14 protein-coding genes are annotated in these 19,078 nt (G+C 63.7%); 9 read left to right on the top strand and 5 right to left on the bottom strand.

What is annotated here, in order from left to right; all coding sequences use genetic code 11:
• The first annotated feature begins 12 nt into the window (after window positions 1-12).
• Window positions 13-1,470 (top strand): APC family permease, encoded by a 1,458-nt coding sequence (locus tag QEH68_RS10355; RefSeq protein ID WP_207597386.1) that lies wholly within the window; start codon window positions 13-15, stop codon window positions 1,468-1,470.
• A complete protein-coding gene (locus tag QEH68_RS10350; RefSeq protein WP_280627893.1) occupies window positions 1,460-3,091 on the top strand; it encodes an amidohydrolase in 1,632 nt (543 codons plus the stop codon). The genes QEH68_RS10355 and QEH68_RS10350 overlap by 11 nt, the downstream gene beginning before the upstream one ends.
• On the opposite strand, the gene hrpB is transcribed toward QEH68_RS10350, so the two are convergent.
• Entirely contained in the window at window positions 3,088-5,736 is a 2,649-nt protein-coding gene (gene hrpB, locus QEH68_RS10345; RefSeq protein ID WP_280627892.1) for an ATP-dependent helicase HrpB, read from the bottom strand. The genes QEH68_RS10350 and hrpB overlap by 4 nt on opposite strands.
• A gap of 81 nt (window positions 5,737-5,817) precedes the next feature.
• Complete coding sequence (locus tag QEH68_RS10340) at window positions 5,818-6,861, bottom strand: NAD(P)-dependent alcohol dehydrogenase (protein WP_280627891.1); 1,044 nt, start codon at window positions 6,859-6,861, stop codon at window positions 5,818-5,820.
• Window positions 6,862-6,991: 130 nt separating this feature from the next.
• Between QEH68_RS10340 and QEH68_RS10335 the strand changes: the two genes are divergently transcribed.
• The 4 genes from QEH68_RS10335 (at window position 6,992) to QEH68_RS10320 (ending at window position 12,093) form a co-directional block, all read left to right on the top strand.
• Window positions 6,992-7,882 (top strand): helix-turn-helix transcriptional regulator, encoded by an 891-nt coding sequence (locus QEH68_RS10335; protein WP_207597382.1) that lies wholly within the window; start codon window positions 6,992-6,994, stop codon window positions 7,880-7,882.
• Between the two features lie 19 nt (window positions 7,883-7,901).
• Window positions 7,902-8,132, top strand: a complete 231-nt coding sequence (locus QEH68_RS10330) for a hypothetical protein (protein ID WP_280627890.1) — start codon at window positions 7,902-7,904, stop codon at window positions 8,130-8,132.
• Between the two features lie 150 nt (window positions 8,133-8,282).
• Window positions 8,283-10,013, top strand: coding sequence for an acyltransferase (locus QEH68_RS10325; protein WP_280627889.1), 1,731 nt, complete (start codon window positions 8,283-8,285; stop codon window positions 10,011-10,013).
• A 115-nt stretch (window positions 10,014-10,128) separates the two neighbouring features.
• Entirely contained in the window at window positions 10,129-12,093 is a 1,965-nt protein-coding gene (locus QEH68_RS10320; protein WP_280627888.1) for an HNH endonuclease signature motif containing protein, read from the top strand.
• A 441-nt stretch (window positions 12,094-12,534) separates the two neighbouring features.
• Here QEH68_RS10320 and QEH68_RS10315 read toward each other — a convergent pair whose 3' ends face one another.
• Both QEH68_RS10315 and QEH68_RS10310 read right to left on the bottom strand, forming a co-directional pair.
• Window positions 12,535-13,113: a hypothetical protein gene (locus tag QEH68_RS10315; protein WP_280627887.1), complete on the bottom strand. Its 579-nt coding sequence runs from the start codon at window positions 13,111-13,113 to the stop codon at window positions 12,535-12,537.
• A gap of 153 nt (window positions 13,114-13,266) precedes the next feature.
• Complete coding sequence (locus QEH68_RS10310; RefSeq protein ID WP_242703600.1) at window positions 13,267-14,202, bottom strand: 5'-3' exonuclease; 936 nt, start codon at window positions 14,200-14,202, stop codon at window positions 13,267-13,269.
• A 181-nt stretch (window positions 14,203-14,383) separates the two neighbouring features.
• Between QEH68_RS10310 and QEH68_RS10305 the strand changes: the two genes are divergently transcribed.
• From QEH68_RS10305 to QEH68_RS10295, 3 genes are all read left to right on the top strand, one after another.
• Window positions 14,384-16,294, top strand: a complete 1,911-nt coding sequence (locus QEH68_RS10305; protein ID WP_280627886.1) for an FAD-binding monooxygenase — start codon at window positions 14,384-14,386, stop codon at window positions 16,292-16,294.
• Window positions 16,295-16,464: 170 nt separating this feature from the next.
• A complete protein-coding gene (locus QEH68_RS10300; protein WP_280627885.1) occupies window positions 16,465-17,736 on the top strand; it encodes an MFS transporter in 1,272 nt (423 codons plus the stop codon).
• Window positions 17,737-17,753: 17 nt separating this feature from the next.
• Window positions 17,754-18,272 (top strand): dihydrofolate reductase family protein, encoded by a 519-nt coding sequence (locus QEH68_RS10295; RefSeq protein WP_207597375.1) that lies wholly within the window; start codon window positions 17,754-17,756, stop codon window positions 18,270-18,272.
• A gap of 31 nt (window positions 18,273-18,303) precedes the next feature.
• Here QEH68_RS10295 and QEH68_RS10290 read toward each other — a convergent pair whose 3' ends face one another.
• Window positions 18,304-19,065, bottom strand: a complete 762-nt coding sequence (locus QEH68_RS10290) for an SDR family oxidoreductase (RefSeq protein ID WP_280627884.1) — start codon at window positions 19,063-19,065, stop codon at window positions 18,304-18,306.
• Window positions 19,066-19,078 lie beyond the last annotated feature (13 nt).

The raw sequence follows: 19,078 nt of genomic DNA, 5'->3' as shown, positions 1-19,078 counted from the left end.
CTGAGGATCCCCATGTCTGACCTCGAAACCCGACCTCCAGCAGCAAATGCCGGAAATGGGCTCAAACGGAATGCCATCGGCACCGGCGGCATCGCCTTCCTGGTGATCTCCGCAGCAGCCCCCCTGACAGTGATGGCCGGCGTAGCCCCTGTGGCTATCGGCATCGGGGGCATTGGCGCCCCCATGGGATACGTCATTGCCGGGGCAGTCCTGCTGGTTTTCGCCATTTCCTTCATGGCCATGACCAAACACGTCAAAGCTGCCGGCGGTTTCTATACGTACATCAGCCTTGCCATGGGCAGGACAGTCGGGCTGGCCGCGGCCATCCTGGCGATTGTGTCCTACAACTGCCTGCAGATCGGCGTCTACGGTTTGTTCGCCGTCCAAACCCAGGCCATGCTCCGCTCGCTCGTTGGCCTGGACGTGCCATGGCCCGTTGTGGCGTTGGTTGCCATCGCTGCCGTCTGGCTACTTGGATTCCGCGGCATTGACGTCGGCGCCAAGGTCCTCGGAGTCCTGCTCATCGCCGAAACCGCCATCCTGGGGATCATGGGCGCAGCGATCCTTGCCCGCGGCGGAGCTGCCGGCATCAGTTTCGCCTCCTTCTCCCCCGAGCACGCTTTCACGCCGGGTGTCCTGGCGATTCTGGCTATTTGCTTCGCGGCATTCATGGGCTTCGAATCCACCGTGCTGTATAGGCGCGAGGCCCGCAACCCGGACAAGTCCGTCCCGCGTGCAACGTACATCGCCGTTGGATTCATGTCCGTGTTTTATGCCTTCATTGTCTGGACAGTCATTCAGGCCTTTGGCGACGGGAACGTGGTCACCGCAGCCGGTGAACTGGCCGACGGAATGTTCTTCGCCACCATCAACCAGTACGTGGGGCCGTGGGCCGAGGTGGTGATGTACGTCCTGATCGTGACCAGCGTCTATGCATCACAACTGGCTTTCCACAACGCCATCAACCGTTACGTGTACATGCTCGCTGAAGACGGTGTGCTCCCGGCGTTCCTGGGCAGGACCCACCCCAGATACAAGTCCCCGCACCGTGCCGGCCAGATCCAGACCATCCTGGCCGCCGTCGTCATCATCATTTGTGCGATCGCCGGCGCCGACCCATACAAGCAGCTCCTGATCTGGGTGAACACTCCGGGGATCGTCGGAATCGTTGCCTTGCAGGGCCTGGTGTCCGTGGCCGCCTTCATCTATCTGCGCCGCCATCCGGCGGCCGTGACCAACCGTTTCCTCATTCCAGTGAGCGTGGCCTCGGCCATCCTGTTGTTCGGGGTAGTGGCGTTGATCGCCATCAACATCGAACTCCTCACGTTTGCCGATCCCCTCACCAACACCGCCCTCCTCCTGGTGGCACCAGTTGTTTTCCTGGCAGGCCTGCTGATTGCACGACGCCTGCGCACCACCCGCCCTGACGTCTTTGCCCGGATTGGAAGCTTCGAAAAACATGACTCCTGACCTCATCGTCCTTGCCGACACCATCCACACCATGGACGGCCACCGCGGCGATTCCCACCAGGCCGTAGCCGTGCGCGACGGAGTGATTACCGCCATCGGAAGCCGGGTTGAAGCGCAGGACTGGGCGCACGCGGGCACCCGCGTGGTCGACCTTGGCAACGCGACGCTGACTCCGGGCCTGGTGGACTGCCACATCCATCCGGTGTTCGGGCTGGACCTGACCATCGGTGTTGACCTGTCCAGTGCTGCCACTGTGGAGGAAGTCCGCGCCCTGCTCCAGCCGGAATCAGAGAACGACGGCGGCTGGTTGCGTGGCTGGGGACTGAACCCCAACGCCTTTGGCGCAGTTCCGTTGCACCGGAGCGTTCTGGATGCTGTCAGCGGTGACAAGCCCGCGCTGATCCGGTTGTTCGACGGTCATTCAGCCCTCGCCAACAGCCGGGCGCTGGACCTGGCGGGCATCCGAGGCAGGCATGAATTCGAGCAGGCTTCCGAGGTGGTGTGCGATGCCGACGGCGTTCCGACCGGCCTCCTCCTTGAAGCAGCCGCCATGGAGCTCGTCCAACGGCACATCCCCCAGGAAACGTTCGACGAACGGAAAGCCAGGCTCGCTGCCTTGCTGGAGGACTTTGCCCGAGCAGGATTGACCGGCGGCCACATCATGGACCACAGCGACGAATCCGCCCGCCTTTTCCGGGCTTTGGAGATCGACGGCGGGCTGCCGCTGCGCCTGCGGAGCGCCCCGTGGTGCATGCCCGGCACCGATGAATCCGATTGGAAGGAACTGGCCCGCACCGTGGGGACCGGTGGGCGACGGTGGTCTGTTGAGGCCATCAAACTGTTCGTCGACGGAACCGTGGACAACGGAACCGCCTGGCTTTACGAACCCGACGCTTACGGCCAATCCACTGCGCCGTTCTGGCCAAGGCCGGAGGAATACTCGGCCGCGGTCCGCTACTTCGCCTCCCGGGGCATCCCGACGGCGACGCATGCGATCGGTGATGCGGGCGTGGAACACGTGTTGAATGCGCTGGAGTCATTGCCCGGCGCGGTGCCGGCTGATGTCCTGCGCCGGACCGTCCACCGCATTGAACACATCGAGACAGTTCCGGACGGGCTCGTGGAGCGCTTCAGGAGTGCGGGTGTAGTGGCCAGTATGCAACCAACGCACTGCACCCATTATTCAGCGGCGGACCACAGCGACAACTGGTCCACCCGGTTGGGCGCCGAGAGAGCGGACCGGGCCTGGCGCTGCAGGGACCTCCGCGAGGCGGGAGTGACACTGGGCATCGGCTCGGACTGGCCGATCGCACCGTTTGAGCCCCTTCCCATCATCGCGGATGCGCAACTGCGCCGGCGATCCGGACATCCCGAGCAAGAGCCCATCGCGCCGGCGCAGGGTCTCACCGCATACCAGGCACTGGAGGGCTACACCTCGCATGCTGCAAAAGCGGCAGGCCTCTGGGATGCCTCCGGTTCCATCTCGGTGGGCAAACGGGCAGACTTCACGGCTTTCGAACTCGACCCCCTGACCACCGACCCCGACGAGTTGGCTGCCAGTGCGGTCCTGGGAACATTCGTCGACGGTGAGATCCAGTTCATGCTGGAGCGCCTCGCCTAGCTGGAGTGGCCGGACTGCATCCTGTTCTTGGTCCTGGCGGTGGCCGGCGCAGTCCACGGGTCTTCGGGCCAGGGATGCTTGGGGTAGCGCCCACGCATCTCGGCCCGGACCTGGGAATAGGGACCGGACCAGAAGGAAGCGAGATCGTCAGTGACGGCCAATGGCCTGCCTGCCGGAGACAGCAAGTGGAACAGCACAGGGACCCTGCCGTCGACGAGCAGTGGCGTGCGGTCCCAGCCGAAGCATTCCTGGAGTTTGACCGCCACCACCGGCCTGCCGCCGTCGTGCTCTTCCGGGCCTTTCTCCGACACCTCCGGATAATCGATCCTGACCCGCGAACCGCTGGGAACCTGCAGACGCTCGGGAGCAAGGCTGTCCAGGCGGGATGCTTCCGGCCATGGCAGCAGCCGACGCAAGGGCTCCGCAAGGTTGATCGACTTAACAGGCGTCCCGGTAGCCATCTGTTCCAGCTCCGGGGTCAACCAGTCCTCGAGTCGGGCCAGCAGTCTGGCTTCACGGACGTCGGGCCATGGCGCACCGAGCTCGTGGTGCAGCAACGCGAGCCGCCTCCGCAGGGTGTCGGCTGCTGTTGACCACCCGATCATGGACAACCCGGTTTTTGCCAAGGCCTCACCCACCGCATGGCGTCCGGCTTCTGCGCTGGGGCGCACAGGCGTGGAGGACAAGACGATCGCTCCCAACCGACGTTCCAGGCGGGCGGTCACCTTCCCGTGGTCAAACTTCGCCTGCACGTTGGTGACCATGAGATCGGGGGCAGCAGCGTGGGCAAGTTCCGCGGACAACGGCGCCGCTGAGCGGATCAGCGCGCCCGTTCCCGCAGCGTCGTGGCCCTGTGCCCGCGACACTTCGGACACTGCCAGCCACTCATGCCCGGACAACGGACTTCCGGCAGGAAGCCCGGCCCGTGTCCCGGAGGACAACAGGTATGTGGATCCACCTCCGGGAACGCGACGCCCCACACGGTCCGGGAAAGCCAACGCCACCACGAAGCCGGGCGCTTCCCTGGCGGAAACGTCCGCTGGGAGTCGTGAAGGCACGACGCCGGACGCCTCCTGCCGGGCCATCGACTCCATCCGCTTGGCCTCCTCCGCGAAACGTCGCGCGGCGGGATCGGAACCGGACCTCAGCGACGTCAGCAAGGCGGTGAGGTCCGCACCGGGTGCGCGCTGGTCACCAGCCACGAGTGCTACGGTTTCCGCCGCTGCCCGCGTGCCGACCACTGCAGCTCCATCCAGCAAGGCCCGGGCCAGGCGGGGATCGGCCGGAATGCGTGCCAGTGACTTGCCCAGCGCGGTGACGGATCCGTCCCCGGCCACTGCACCCAGTTCCCGGAGGACTTCCACAGCCTCGTCCATGGCTCCTGAAGGTGGAGCGTCAGGCAGCTGCAAGCCCATGCCTCCCGGAGCGCCCCAGCAGGCGAGGACCAGTGCGGCTCCCGTGAGGTCGGCTACCGAAATCTCGGGTGTTTGGTGGGCCGGGGCCGCTGCGAAAGACTGGTGGTCGTAACAACGGACCACCGCGCCTGGCCCTTGCCGTGCCGCGCGTCCGGCACGCTGGTCGGCCGAAGCCCGTGAGCAGGAGACGGTCACCAAGCCCGACATGCCACGCCCCGAGTCCCTCCGCGGTTCCCTGGCCAAACCCGAATCAATAACGAGCCGCACGCCGGGAACGGTGAGGGATGACTCAGCCAGCGAGGTCGACACAATGATCCGCGGCGGGCCGCCGGGCTCACGCCCGGACACAGCCCGATCCTGGGCGTCGGGACCGATCTGGCCGTGCAACTCAAGTACCTCCACGTTCCGGGGAACCTGGGCGCGAAGGCGATGTGCGACGTCGGACACTTCACGGGCGCCCGGCAGGAAGACCAGAGCATCAACTTCAGGGTTGGCGGCCAAAGCCAGTCCGTGGGCGGCCGCGGCGGTACGGGCCACGTGATCCAGGAACGTGCGGGCCACTCCCCGTTCGTTGAGGCGGTGCTCACCGGAGGGGGCCCACTGAACCTCCAGCGGGTACAGCGCAGAAGGGCAGTCAACCACGGGAGCCGGGCCGCCGTCGTCGTGAGCTGTCCCGCTCTGCCTCAGGAGGGCTGCAAAACGCGGGGCGTCGAGGGTTGCTGACATTGCAATCAACGTCAGGTCGCCACGGAGCTCACGGACCTCGGCAAGCATGCCAATCAACAGATCGGTATCAAGCGCGCGTTCGTGCACCTCATCCAGGACCACGGCGTGAACGTCCTCCAGTCCGGGATCGCTGAGGAGGCGGCGGAGGAGAATGCCGGGCGTGACGAATTCCACCACCGTATCCTTGCCGGCCCTACTCTCCCCGCGCACGGTGTAACCCACTCTGCCGCCCAAGCGGCTGCCGTCCAATGCCGCCAGCCGGCGTGCAGCCGAACGCGCAGCAACACGCCGTGGTTGGGTGACGACGATACGTGGCTGGCCGGATTGCCGTTCGGCCAGCAGGTTGGCCAGCAGCGGAGGCACGAGCGTGGTCTTGCCCGTGCCGGGCGGCGCCTGTACGACTGCCACGCCGCCATCGCCCTGGCGTTCCAGCGCCGCGGTCAGGTCCGCGAGGGATTGAGCAAAGACCAGGCCCCTACCGATGGTGTCCAGTCTGAAAGTCACCAGACCATTGTCCCTGTTCGGTGGTACGGAAAGGCCACGCCGGTGTGAACCCGGCGTGGCCTTTCCTCTCGTGCAGTGTTTCTAGCCGATGGTGGAAGCGTCGATGACAAAGCGGTAGCGGACGTCGGAGGCGAGCACACGCTCGTACGCCTCGTTGATCTTGCTGGCCGGGATGACCTCGATTTCGGCGCCAAGGGCATGTTCGGCGCAGAAGTTCAGCATTTCCTGCGTTTCCCGGATGCCGCCAATGGCGGAACCAGCGAACCGGCGACGACCTGTGATCAGCGAGAACACGTTCACCGGCAGCGGTTCGGCCGGGGCGCCAACGTTGACCAATGTGCCATCAAGTGTCAGCAACTGAAGGTACGCGCTGATATCGATCGAAGCGCTGACCGTGTTGATGATGAGGTCGAAGGTGCCGCCGAGTTGCTCGAATGTGGCGGGATCACTGGTGGCGTAGTAGTGGTCCGCGCCAAGCCCGAGCCCGTCCTCCATCTTCTTCAATGACTGCGAAAGGACCGTGACCTCAGCGCCCATGGCATGGGCGATCTTGACGGCCATGTGGCCGAGTCCGCCAAGCCCGACAACCGCAACCTTCTTGCCGGGACCGGCGCCCCAGTGGTGCAGGGGCGAGTAGGTGGTGATGCCTGCGCAGAGCAGCGGAGCAGCAACGTCCAGTTCCAGGCCCTCCGGAATGGTGACGACGAAGTCCTCATTCACCACCACATGGCTGGAATATCCGCCTTGGGTGATGGTGCCGTCGCGGTCAACGGCACCATAGGTGCCCACGTTTCCCTTGAGGCAGTATTGTTCCTCTCCGGCCAGGCAGTTCCGGCACTCCTTGCACGAGTTGACCATGCAGCCGACGCCAACGCGGTCGCCCACCTTGTGCTTGGTCACATCGGAGCCAACCTCGGTGACGATGCCGGCGATTTCGTGACCGGGGGCCAGAGGATACTGCTGCGGCCCCCAATCACCGCGGACCGTGTGGATATCGGAATGGCAGATGCCGGCGAACTTGATGTCAATGTGGACGTCGTTCGGGCCGACCTCGCGACGTTCGATGGTGGTCAGGGTCAGGTCGCCCGTAGCCGAGGGGGCAGCGTAAGCGTTAGCGGTAGGCATGTTTCTCCTGCGTTGTGAACGTTGGTGGATATTTCCATCTAACCTTGTTTCCCTGGACGCAAGGAGTTACTGCTGTAAGGGGTAATGACAGGGACTCCCTTAGCTGGACAAAAGCCATACCGTTGAAACCATGGACAACCGGACTGAGACGCGTGACTTTCTTTCCACCCGAAGGGCGAAAATCACGCCGGAGCAAGCGGGACTGGCAGCTTATGGCGGCAACCGCCGGGTCCCCGGACTTCGACGCGGCGAAGTGGCCATGTTGGCAGGCATGAGTGTTGAGTATTACACCCGGCTGGAACGGGGAAACCTCTCCGGGGTCTCTGAAAGTGTGCTGGACTCGCTGGCCAACGCCTTGCAGCTGGACGACGCCGAACGCGCCCATCTGTATGACCTCGCCCGCGCGGCAAGCGATGGCGGCAAGTTCCGGCGTCGTCCTGTCCGGAAGCAGGCCATCCGGCCGGGGGTGCAACTCACGCTGGATGCGATCACCGGCTCGCCGGCTTTCATCCGCAACGGCAGGTTGGACCTTCTGGCAACGAACGCCTTGGGTCGGGCCCTGTACGCAGACATTTACGACAGCCCGTCCGGACCGCCCAACCATGCACGTTTCCTCTTCCTTGATCCCCGCAGCCACGATTTCTACACGGACTGGGAACGCGCCGCCAACGACACCGTGGCCATCATGCGAACGGAGGCCGGCCGTGATCCTTATGACCGAGGGCTCAGCGACCTTGTGGGCGAGCTGTCCACCCGCAGCGAGGAATTCCGTGTCCGCTGGGCATCCCACAATGTCCGCCAGCATTTCACCGGGAAGAAACAGTTCCGGCACCGGATAGTCGGTGACCTGCACTTGCTCTACGAGGCCCTCGAATTATCCGCTGACGCCGGTTTGACCTTGACCGTCTACAACGCCGAACCCGGTACGGGCACTGCGGACGCCCTTCAATTACTCGCAAGCTGGGCTGCGACCACTCCCGCGTCGGCCGCGGACTCAGAGCCCATCCGTCACCATCACTGAGACCTTCATCAGGGAATTCATGGATATCCCGCCCGCGACCACCAGCACCAAAGGGCCTGCGGAACTCTTCACCGGCGACGTTTATTTTGACGTCATCGCCAAGGGCGAAGAGCCATCGCAGTTAAGGATGAACATCGTCAGGTTCGCGCCGTGTTCCCGGACAGCGTGGCACACCCACGCGGCGGGCAAAACCGTCTACACGCCCTTGGCGAGTGGCACTGGCATGGCGCTGCCCCGGATCACTTCATGAGTCATTTGGCTAGGTGGGAAACCGCCGGCGCTACCGATGGCTCAGAGACGGCGTGGGGTTGGTCACCGATGAGGAGTACGGCTACCCGGAGTGATCGACCCTGATTGTTTCCGTCTGACACATTGACCGGGGTGGGAGGGGCCGCAAATAATGGGGGAAGCGCTTTCCACTACCTGTCACCGCGGAGCCTACGACGTGAATCCCCAGCACCACCTCAATTTTGACTACTCTCCTTGGACGTTTTGGAGTTCTGCCTCGGAGGCGGAACGGGAAGCGCAGCACGAACACCAAAATGGCTTCGCGGCACGCGATGGCGTCACCATAGGTGAGCGGGCTTTCCTGTCTCCGATGGCCAGTATTGACCCCGACTCACTGTCCATTGGCGCAGACTCCTTCATAGCCGCCCACGCCTACGTCACGGGTACCGTCACCATTGGTGACGATTGCACGGTTAACGCCTTTACCGTGGTTCGAGGCGACATCACCATGGGCGACGGCGTGAGGATCGGCGCCCACACCTCCATCCTCGGCTTCAACCACTCCATGGATCCCGCCGAACCCGTTTTTAAACAGCCGTTGACCAGCACAGGTATCCGCATCGGAGACGACGTCTGGATTGGGTCCAACGTGGTGGTCCTTGACGGAGTCACAGTTGGCTCGCACGCAGTTCTGGCCGCGGGCGCCGTGGTCACCAAGGATGTTCCCGAATGGTGCATCGTGGGCGGAAACCCCGCCCGCAGGATCCGCGACAGGCGGGACGCCGCTCCGGCCAGGACGTTGGGGGATATGACCGCGGCCGACGGCGGGCTGTTGGCAGAGTTGGGAGCCTTCGCCGATGCGGCACGCACCGATGCTCCGCTGATTCTTTCAAGGAGTTGGACCTCCGCCGATGGCGGCTGTTATATGGACCGTCCTGGCACATCGCCGACCGTTAGGGCGCACTGCGATGCCATTGAAATCGCGGACCTGCTGTTGGGTTCCGCCCCACCGCAGCTCACCCGGGCGGATCACATCGAGCAGCTCCAGGCACTCCAGGATCCGACCTCCGGGCTGGTGCCGGAGTTGGGCTCCGCCCGCTCCACCACCAGTGCACCCCTGATTTTTGGCCAGGGACCAGCCACCTATCACGTCCTCTCGGCAGGCTATGCCCTGGATCTACTGGGGAGCCGGTTCCGCCATCCGGTGTACTGCATCGCCGACATGGACCCGGCAATGCTGATTTCTTTCTTGGACGCGCTGCCGTGGCGAAAGGAAGCCTGGGGATCAGGTGCTTGGGTGGACGCATGGGGCACTGCCGCTTACTGGAACCTTGCGCGGAATCATCCCAACTCCGTGGGTTCGTTGGAGGCGCTGTTCGGCTGGCTGCTGACGCACGTCAATCCGTTGGCTGGAACGTGGGGTACGCCCACGACAGATACCCGGATGACGGTCGTCAATGGGTATTACCGCCTGACTCGTGGCACTTTTGCGCAGTTCGGGGTACCGGTCCCCCACGTTGAACGCCTCGTGGACACTGTCATGGAGCACTCCTCGGATCCGCGCTATTTCTCCCCCGGGCGGCAGAATGCCTGCAACGTCCTGGACGTCGTCCATCCTTTGTGGCTGGCGTCCAAGCAGACCTCATATCGCCGGGCAGAGATCAACAGCTGGGCCGGAGCCCAGCTGAAGCAGGCCTTGGGCCGGTGGCATCCAGGCCAAGGAATGGCTTTCAGCGCTGCGGAGGAGAGCGGAGACCACCATCTCCCAACACTTCAAGGAACGGAGATGTGGCTGGCCATCATCTGGTACCTCGCCGACATCCTGGACAGCGCCGAAGCACTGGGATACAGGCCCCGCGGCGTCCACCGGCCCGAACCCGCGTGGTCGCTGCCTGGTCTGTAGCTTTCCGCACATCACCATGTCGGCTGATTCCCTTCCAACGCTCTCACTTGATGCCGAAAGCACGTGGTGACATCGACCGGCTCAATAATGTCAGAGCCCCTGACATGCTGTTTTTATGGAAAAACCAGGGCAGTCGACAGCACTCAGGGCGCAATTTTCCCCTGCTGTGGTTGCCCTGACCGCTGTCCGGTCACGACGCGTCTTGAGCATGCCGGACGTGCTGAAGGCCGGGTTCAAGGATTCGACGGCGACCGTCACTTGGATTGGCCACTTCCACGGCACCGGGCTGCCCAACGGTCAGACGAAGTCCGCCCGGGCTTCATCGCTCACCGGCCTCGCCCCGGCCGGCGTTTCGGCCCAAAGTCCAAGATCAATCCCGACCGTCCCGCCAGTCCAACGTCGCGACACCCAGCGCCCTGATCCCAAGGCGGCCGGCAGCCGGGACCTGGCGGCGTTCCTTGACGACAGCGCGGCACTTCTGGACTCCGCGCGCGTGTCCGCTGCCGGTGAGGCGCGGCTGTTTGGGTTTGTTGAAGCGGCGGATTTTGCCGGCGAGGTCGAGGAGATCGCCCGGTCGGTGGAGTACTTGCAGGTGGTCGCGGCGCAGGCTGTGGAACGGACCCGGACCGAAGCCCAGCAAACCAAGCCCGGACCCTCGGCGGCAGCACCGCAATGGCGGACCGGCTGGACGGAACCGGCCAAGGGCGAAACGGCTCCGGGCGTAACGGTTCCGGGAGCGGCCAGTGTTCTGGATGACGGGTACCGGAACGCGGCCCAGTTCCTGCGCGCACGGTTGCGGATCGGCATCGGAGAAGCCAAGCGCCGGCTCGCCCTCGCCCCGGACGTCCTCCCCCAGACCGGGATGACCGGGCAGGACATCCCGGCCCGCCACGCAATACTAGCGCAAGCGGTTGGTTCCGCACTGGTGCCTTCCCGTTCGGCGTCGATCATCAGCACCGCCCTGGACAAAGTCCGGCACCTCACCGACGAGGACACCCTCGCCCGGATGGAACACGCCCTCACCACCACCGCGGTCGAGACCGACCCGGACTTCGTCACCACAATGGCCAAACGCTGGATCGACGTCATCGACCACGACGGCCCCGAACCCACCGAAGAAATCCTCCGCCAACTCCAAGGCGTGTTCCTCCGCCGCCGACGCCGCCACGGCCTCCACCACCTCGAAATCTTCGCCACCGACGAACAATACGAAATCCTCACCACCGCCATGAACGTCGCCACCAACCCCCGCCTCACCACCCCCGGCACAGGCACCACGGAGAACACCGAAAACGGGGACACCCCACACAACAACCCAGACAACGGCCCAGGCACAGGTACCGGCCCGGATCTGGACCTGGACCGGCGCAGCCGCCCACAGAAACTCCTCAACGGCCTCACCAGCGCCTGCAGCCTCGCCATGCGCACCGAAAAACTACCCGCCAACGGCGGCCTCCCACCCCAACTCACCGTCACCATCGGATACCAAGAACTCCTCGAACAAGTCCACAACCACCACCACAACCCCGGCACCGGCACCGCCCCGAACCAGCACGGCACCCGAACAGGGACTCGGATAGGGACTGGGGCTGGGGCTGGGATAGGGACCGGAGCCGGGACAGCACCAGTAACTGGGATAGGGGCCGGGGTAGGGACCGGCGCCGCGACCTTCACCGGCCCGATGCACCCGAACACCATCCGCAAAATCGCCTGCGACGCCGACATCCTCCCCGTCCTGCTCGGCAGCGACTCCCGCATCCTGGACATCGGCCGCACCACCCGGATCTTCCCACCCCACATCCGCAAAGCCATCACCGCCCGCGACCAAGGATGCGCCTTCCCCGACTGCACCATGCCCGCACCCTGGTGCGAAGCCCACCACACCACCTACTGGTCCAACGGCGGCACCACCTCAACAGACAACGGCACCCTGCTCTGCAGCCACCACCACCACCTCATCCACAAAGAACAATGGCGCATCGACATCAAAACCGGCATCCCCTGGTTCATCCCCCCACCCCACATCGACCCACACCAAACACCCCGACGCAACCACCACCACACACCCCACAGAACATAGGAAAGCGTCCGCAGAACAACAACACGCCCATATATGGCGCCCTGGACTGTCCGAATAACGGGGGGACTGTCCTGTAAATCGATGGGCGGCGGGTCGGGCCTGATGCTGGCGGCGCCCCCGTATGTGATGTCCTGACCCCACGTCTGGCCCGGCCCGATTCCTGGGTGGTAAAGGCGCTGGCTAGAGCCACATTAAGCGCGACAGTCCTCGGGCACCGGCGTTTCAGGCTTGCTTCAAGCGGCCCTGCCGTATTGGCGTGAGGCCTTACTGCTCGGCCAGTTCGGCGATCTTTCGCTCCAACGCAGTACGTTCGGCGGCGTTCGAGCACAGCTCAAGTGCGTCCAGCAAGGTACGGACCAGACCGCAAGGGATCCCCCGGATATCGCCCGGGGGATCCCTTGCTTCAGCCGGTCAGCTGGTCAGCTGGTCAGCTTGGCAGTGTCAGCGGCCGCCTCCCCCAATGACTCCAGCCTCCACGGCTTTGGTCACGGCGTCTGCCTCTGCCTGGGTCAGTTTGCCGTCCGTGACCGCCTTGTCCAACCTGGATTTCAGTGCAGCGGAGCGTTCCGCTTGGCCCGCGGCCCGGATTTCTTCCAATGCCGTGGTGACCTTGGTTTCGTCGACGCCCAAGGCGACAGCAAGAGATTTCGCCAGTGCCGCGTCCTGCTCCGTCCGGTCCGGCTTGGTTCCTTCGGCTCCGTCTGTTCTTTCAGCAGGCGGCGTGGTGGGTTTGTTGGCCTCACGGAATGCCTTCAAAGCTTCGGTGACCTTAGCCTCATCCACACCGAGCTTGGTTGCCAGCTCAGCGGCTATCTGTCCCCGATCGTGTCCGTGTCCGCCTGGCTTTCCGCCCCGGTCTGAAGGGGTGGTTGCTTCCGCTGACGACGTGCCGTTTGGGGACGCCGTGGCGCTCGGCGTCGGCGTGGTGGCCGCCGTCGCGATACTCGTCGCGCCCAAGCCTGCGCCCAATGCCAGTGCTCCGGCTGCTACGCCCAGCGTGATTCTCTTGACTTTAGACATGTGCCTCTCCTCAATGAGCCGTCGGTACGGCTGGTGTCTGAGGGACGGTCAAAGGTTCCGTCCTCCTTAACACGATGAGAGACCCACCACAGCCCCGGCTGTTCCGAACCTGTCATTCGGCTGTGAAAGTGAACCGGAGCCTGTGGGTGGATGTCAGCGGACTCGGTCCAGCGCCTCCAACAGCCTCTTGACCGATCCACCCAAATTCCACTCCGTCGCCAGCTGTTCCAGTTCCGTGCGCGCGTCTCCGGTGACGGGACGCAGCTCGGCACCTGCTTCATCAAGCGTCGGCACTTCCAAGTCGCGCACCACATTTACGACCGTAGGCGCCACGTTGAGGTAGTCAGCCGCCGCGGACAGCTTGGCGCGCACAGAAGCCGACAACCCGCCGTCGGGAGCTTCCGCCGCCTCAAGCAGCCCCTTCAATGACCCGTGTTCGCCAAGCAATGACGCCGCCGTCTTTTCTCCGATGCCGGCAACGCCGGGTAGTCCGTCGGAGGCATCGCCCCGGAGTGTTGCGAAGTCGGCATATTGCTGGGGCAGCACACGGTACTTGCCCACCACAACGACGTCGGTGAGGACTTCCAGGTTCTTCATTCCGCGTGCTGTGTAAATGACGCGGACTCCACGGTCATCATCGACGAGCTGGAACAGGTCGCGGTCGCCCGTGACCACATCCGTCGGCATCCGGGACTGGCTCGCGTAGGTCCCTATGACGTCATCCGCTTCATGCGCGTCAACGCCCACCACAGCGATCCCCGCGAGGTCAAGTACTCGCCGGATCATGGGAATCTGCGCCTCAAGAGGGTCGGGGACAACCTCCACATCCGGACCAGTTGGAACAATCTCCGCGACCCGGTGCGACTTGTAGCTGGGAATCAGGTCCACGCGCCATTGCGGGCGCCAATCGTTGTCCCAGCAGGCGACCAAGTGCGTGGCTTCGTAGTCGGTGGTGAGTCGGGCGATCATATCCATGAGCCCCCGCACCGCGTTCACAGGTGTGCCATCGGATCGGCGGATGGAATCGGGCACGCCGTAGAAGGCGCGGAAGTACAAAGAGGCAGTGTCCAAAAGCATCAGTCGCGGCATACCTGATCCTGACACGTCCACAGCCCTTTGGGCAGGAAGCTCCGGCAGATTCGGTGGTGGGTCACTGCGGACACTTGAAGCCTGCTGTGAGCGGCATTACTATTGTGTGAGCGATAATAGAACAAGCTGTTCTATTATAGAACACCTTGATTGATGGCCCACAAAGAAGTGAGGAAAGCCCGTGCAGTTCCACCACCACGGATACGTATCCGGTGACCCGCGAGTTGAACCGGCCGCCGGCGTCGGCATCAACCGCCCCGCCGAGCTGCCCGACGAAGTTGACGTTCTCATTGTGGGCACCGGCCCGGCCGGAATGTTGACCGCGGCGCAACTGTCCCAGTTTCCTGACATCACAACCCGCATTGTGGAGCGTCGCCCCGGACGGCTCGCCATCGGCCAGGCCGACGGCATTCAGGCCCGCAGCGTCGAAACTTTCCAGGCATTCGGGTTTGCCGAACGAATCATCGCGGAGGCCTACCGCATCACCGAGATGGCCTTCTGGAAGCCGGACCCGGCCGACCACTCCCGCATTGTCCGGGCCGCCCGGGCTGTGGACGATCCCGCGGGGATCAGTGAGTTCCCGCACCTGATTGTGAACCAGGCCCGCGTGCTGGACTACTTTGCCGAGTTCATGGCCAACTCCCCCACGCGGATGACGCCGGACTACGGCTACGAATTCCAAGGCCTCAAAGTCACCGAAGACGGCGACTACCCTGTCACCGTCACACTGGCCCATACGTCCGGTCCCAAGGAAGGCCGGGAGCGCACTGTCCGGGCAAATTATGTGGTGGGGGCTGACGGTGCCCGCAGCAAGGTTCGCGAGTCCATCGGCTGCTACCTTGCCGGCGATCAGGCCAACCACGCCTGGGGTGTCATGGACGTCCTCGCCGTCACCGATTTCCCGGACATCCGCACCAAGTGCGCCATCCAGTCCGGCGCCGGTGGCAGCATCCTGTTGATCCCCCGCGAAGGTGGCCACCTGTTCCGCATGTACGTGGACTTGGGCGAAGTTAATCCCAACGACAAAGGCGCCGTGCGGAAAACCACCATCGAGCAAATCATCGGCAAGGCCAACGACATCCTCCACCCCTACACCCTGGATGTCCGCAATGTCGCCTGGCACAGCGTCTACGAGGTAGGACACCGGCTCACAGACAGGTTCGACGACGTTCTGCCGGAGGACCGCGGTACCCGCACGCCACGGGTGTTCATCACCGGCGACGCCTGCCACACCCACAGCGCGAAAGCCGGCCAAGGCATGAACGTCTCCATGCAGGATGGCTTTAACATTGGCTGGAAACTCGGCCACGTCCTGGAAGGCCGCAGCCCCGAAAGCCTACTGGACAGCTACTCGGCCGAACGCCAGGTGGTGGCCAAGAACCTGATCGATTTCGACAAGCAATGGTCCACACTGATGGCCAAGAAACCAGAAGAATTCGAAGACCCCGCCGAACTGGAGACCTTCTACACCAGCACCGCAGAATTCCCGGCTGGCTTCATGACCCAATATGCCCCGTCCATGCTGGTTGCCGAGGCACAGCACCAGGAGCTCGCCACCGGCTTCCCCGTCGGTAAACGCTTCAAATCGGCACCCGTCCTCCGTGTCTGCGACACCAACCCCATGCACCTTGGCCATCACGCCAAAGCAGATGGCCGATGGCGCATCTACGTCTTTGCCGATACTGCCCAGGCGGGCAGCCCAGGTCCGGTAGCCGACTTCGCCGAGTGGATCGCGAGCTCACCGGAATCGCCGCTGGCCGCGACGCCGTCGGACGCTGACCGCGACGCCTGGTTCGATGTGAAGGTGATCTACCAACAAGACCACACCAACGTGGACATCAACGCCGTACCCGAGGCCTTCAAACCCACGGTAGGACCCTTCAAGCTCACCTACCTCGAAAAAGTGTTCGGTACCGACCCCAACAACGACATCTTCGACCTGCGCGGACTCAGCCGGGACGGCGTCGTTGTGGTGGTCCGCCCGGACCAGTACGTCGCCAATGTGCTGCCCCTGACCGCGACGGCCGAACTTGGCCGGTTTTTCGCGCCGCTGTTGGCTTCACACCCGGGCGCTGGACTCGTCCAGGCGTAGAAGCTTCAACGCTGGAAAACTGCCGGTGGACTCGACAGCCATCGGCAGTTTCTCCGTGGTCTGGCATTCGCGGTGGCTTCGGCGTAGAACGGCTCTATGGGCGATCAGTATGGGTTGCAGGCGGACGTGGCCGCCCAAAAGGCCCTCGGTCGATGGTGCAGGTGGGCAAGGTGAACGAGGAAGCCCGCAAGATTCAACGTGTCTACCTCACGCTGACGCTGGGAAACACCATTGCTGCCTCGTTCATCTGGGGTATCAACACTCTCTTCCTGCTTGATGCCGGGCTGAGCAACCTTGAGGCATTCGCCGCCAATGCGTTCTTCACAGCAGGGATGGTCCTTTTCGAGGTTCCTACCGGGGTCATCGCCGACGGTTGGGGCCGTAGGGTTTCCTTCTTGCTGGGCACGGTGACGCTGGCCGTCTCCACCTATTTGTACTTTGTGCTGTGGCAGATCTCGGCGCCATTCTGGATGTGGGCAGTGGTCTCCGTCCTGCTGGGCTTGGGCTTTACGTTCTTCTCCGGGGCTGTGGAGGCCTGGCTAGTGGACGCTTTGCGCTTCTCGGGTTACGAAGGCGGGCTCGAGTCCGTGCTGGGCAGGGGGCAAATGGTGCAAGGCGTGGCCATGTTGCTCGGCTCCGTGGCCGGCGGCGTCATAGCCCAGGCAAGCAATCTCGGGGTGCCGTTCATCCTCCGGGTAGCTGTGTTGGCAGCGATGTTCGCAGTAGCGTTCGCCCTAATGCACGACGTCGGGTTCTCGCCTGAACGCTCGACGCACCCCCTTCGTGCTACCCGGGCAGTGCTTTCCGCGTCCATTGAGAACGGATTGAAAAAACCGCCAGTACGCTACGTGATGCTCGCCGCACCGTTCAGCGCCGGCGTCGGAATCTATGTTTTCTACGCCCTTCAGCCGTTCCTGCTTGATCTGTTCGGCGACCCGCGCGCCTACTCCATCGCCGGACTGGCTGCCGCCATTGTGGCTGGTTCGCAGATCCTGGGCGGCTGGCTCGCTCCCCACGCACGAACACTGTTCCACAAACGCACGTCCGTCCTGATTCTTGGTGGCCTGGTGGGTGCCGTCATCCTGCTGATCCTCGGGTTCACCCGCAACTTCTGGCTTGCGTTGGTGCTCCTGGCCCTGTGGGGCGTAGTGGGCGCCGCCGCAACTCCGGTCAGACAGGCGTATATCAATGACATGATCCCTTCGAAGCAACGGGCCACCGTACTCAGTTTCGATTCGCTCATGGGTTCCAGCGGTGGCGTGGTCATCCAGCCACTCCTTGGCCGGGGGGCTGATCTTTACGGCTACCCGGCATCCTTGGCTGTGGCCGGCGTCATCGAGCTGATCGCGGTGCCGTTCCTGCTGGCAAGCCGGAAGCAAGGCGCAGCGGCGGACACGGCCGTCACAACTGAAATCGCCCCGGACACCGAATCCTTGCCGTGAGTAAGGTGTTCGGGGGCATGGCCTCCAGCTTGGACGGATACATCGCCTCAGAGGGCGGCGATCTTTCATGGCTGAACGATGCCATGGCCAGGGACGAAGACTACGGATTTGAAGCCACCGAGCGCAGGACCGGGGCTTACATCATGGGGGCCAACACCTACCGTGAGGTGTCAGCGATGGGCGGCGGGGTGTCCAAGGTCCCAACGTACGTGGTCACCCACCACCAAACACTCGCTACCAAGGGCACTACCGAACTGTTCTCCGGCGATCTGCGGGAACTCGTTGCGCATATCAAGGAAACCATTGCCGGGGACAAAGACATCTGCCTGTTTGGCGGCGGTGAGTTGGTGACGGAATTCATCGAGCAGGGTTTGATCGATGAGCTGGGTATTTCCGTGATCCCCGTCATCCTGGGCGGTGGCATTCCGTTCTTCGGCCGGGTGGGTCAGTGGACGAAGTTGGAACTCATGGAGTGCCGTCATTACCCGTCCGGAATCGTCCTGTTGAACTACCGGTTGGTGGGCCCGGGGACCTAGGAGTTCAACGGCGCTAGCCACGTGTTATCGGTCAACGCACCGCATCTGAGATTGATTTCGCTCCGCCGTGGCTGCTCTGTCCACCGTCAACCGGCAGGTCCACTCCCGTGACAAAAGCGGCCATTGGGCTCAGGAGGAAAAGCACGACGGCCGCAACTTCCTCGGGAGTCCCGGTTCTCCCCAGCGGCGTCTCGGCGATGCTGGCTTCCCTGAAAGCCGGGTTGGCTCCGGACGTCATGGGCGTCTCGATAAATCCAGGATGAACCGAGTTCACCCGGATGCCCTGCGGCCCGAGTTCCGTGGCGGCGGCGATGGTAAGCCCCCGCAGCGCCCATTTACTGGCGGTGTAGGCAACAGGGTAATGCCCGCTGAGGGCCGCCACTGATCCAACATTGACGATGGAAGCCCCGGGCTTCATCAACGGAACGCAGGCCTGCATTCCCAGCAGAGGCCCAGTAACGTTCACCTCCGATACGGCGGCGAGATCGGCCGGTGTTGCCTCGAGCAGGCGGCTGCGTCGGGTGATGCCGGCGTTGTTGACCAAGCCGTCCACCCGGCCGTATTCGTCGTGGAGGAGCTTCGCCAAGTGCGCCCACCCACTTGGCTCGGTGACATCGAGTTGGCGGTAGACAATGCGGTCCGGGTGTGAAGCGGCTACGGCCTTCAGGGCTGCGGATGGCTCCGCGGTCAGATCTGCCGCGAGCACGGTCGCCCCGGTAGTGGCCAGCAGCAGGGTTTCGGCCAGGCCTTGGCCACCGTTGGCGCCTGTAATCACCACCATGGCGTCTGTCATATCAAGCATGCTG

The organism is Paenarthrobacter sp. OM7 (assembly GCF_029873575.1).
Lineage (GTDB): Bacteria > Actinomycetota > Actinomycetes > Actinomycetales > Micrococcaceae > Arthrobacter.
Note: the sequence above shows the minus strand (reverse complement) of the source record. Positions and strands in the feature narration are given on the sequence as shown.

Excerpts from the sequence above, each read along its gene's own strand:
- QEH68_RS10350 (WP_280627893.1), top strand. The coding sequence starts at position 1,460 with ATGACTCCTGACCTCATCGTCCTTGCCGACACCATCCACACCATGGAC.
- QEH68_RS10335 (WP_207597382.1), top strand. The coding sequence starts at position 6,992 with ATGGACAACCGGACTGAGACGCGTGACTTTCTTTCCACCCGAAGGGCG.
- QEH68_RS10295 (WP_207597375.1), top strand. The coding sequence starts at position 17,754 with ATGGCCTCCAGCTTGGACGGATACATCGCCTCAGAGGGCGGCGATCTT.
- QEH68_RS10310 (WP_242703600.1), bottom strand. The coding sequence starts at position 14,202 with ATGCCGCGACTGATGCTTTTGGACACTGCCTCTTTGTACTTCCGCGCC.
- QEH68_RS10330 (WP_280627890.1), top strand. The coding sequence starts at position 7,902 with ATGGATATCCCGCCCGCGACCACCAGCACCAAAGGGCCTGCGGAACTC.
- QEH68_RS10340 (WP_280627891.1), bottom strand. The coding sequence starts at position 6,861 with ATGCCTACCGCTAACGCTTACGCTGCCCCCTCGGCTACGGGCGACCTG.
- QEH68_RS10355 (WP_207597386.1), top strand. The coding sequence starts at position 13 with ATGTCTGACCTCGAAACCCGACCTCCAGCAGCAAATGCCGGAAATGGG.
- QEH68_RS10290 (WP_280627884.1), bottom strand. The coding sequence starts at position 19,065 with ATGACAGACGCCATGGTGGTGATTACAGGCGCCAACGGTGGCCAAGGC.
- QEH68_RS10320 (WP_280627888.1), top strand. The coding sequence starts at position 10,129 with ATGGAAAAACCAGGGCAGTCGACAGCACTCAGGGCGCAATTTTCCCCT.
- QEH68_RS10315 (WP_280627887.1), bottom strand. The coding sequence starts at position 13,113 with ATGTCTAAAGTCAAGAGAATCACGCTGGGCGTAGCAGCCGGAGCACTG.
- QEH68_RS10325 (WP_280627889.1), top strand. The coding sequence starts at position 8,283 with ATGGGGGAAGCGCTTTCCACTACCTGTCACCGCGGAGCCTACGACGTG.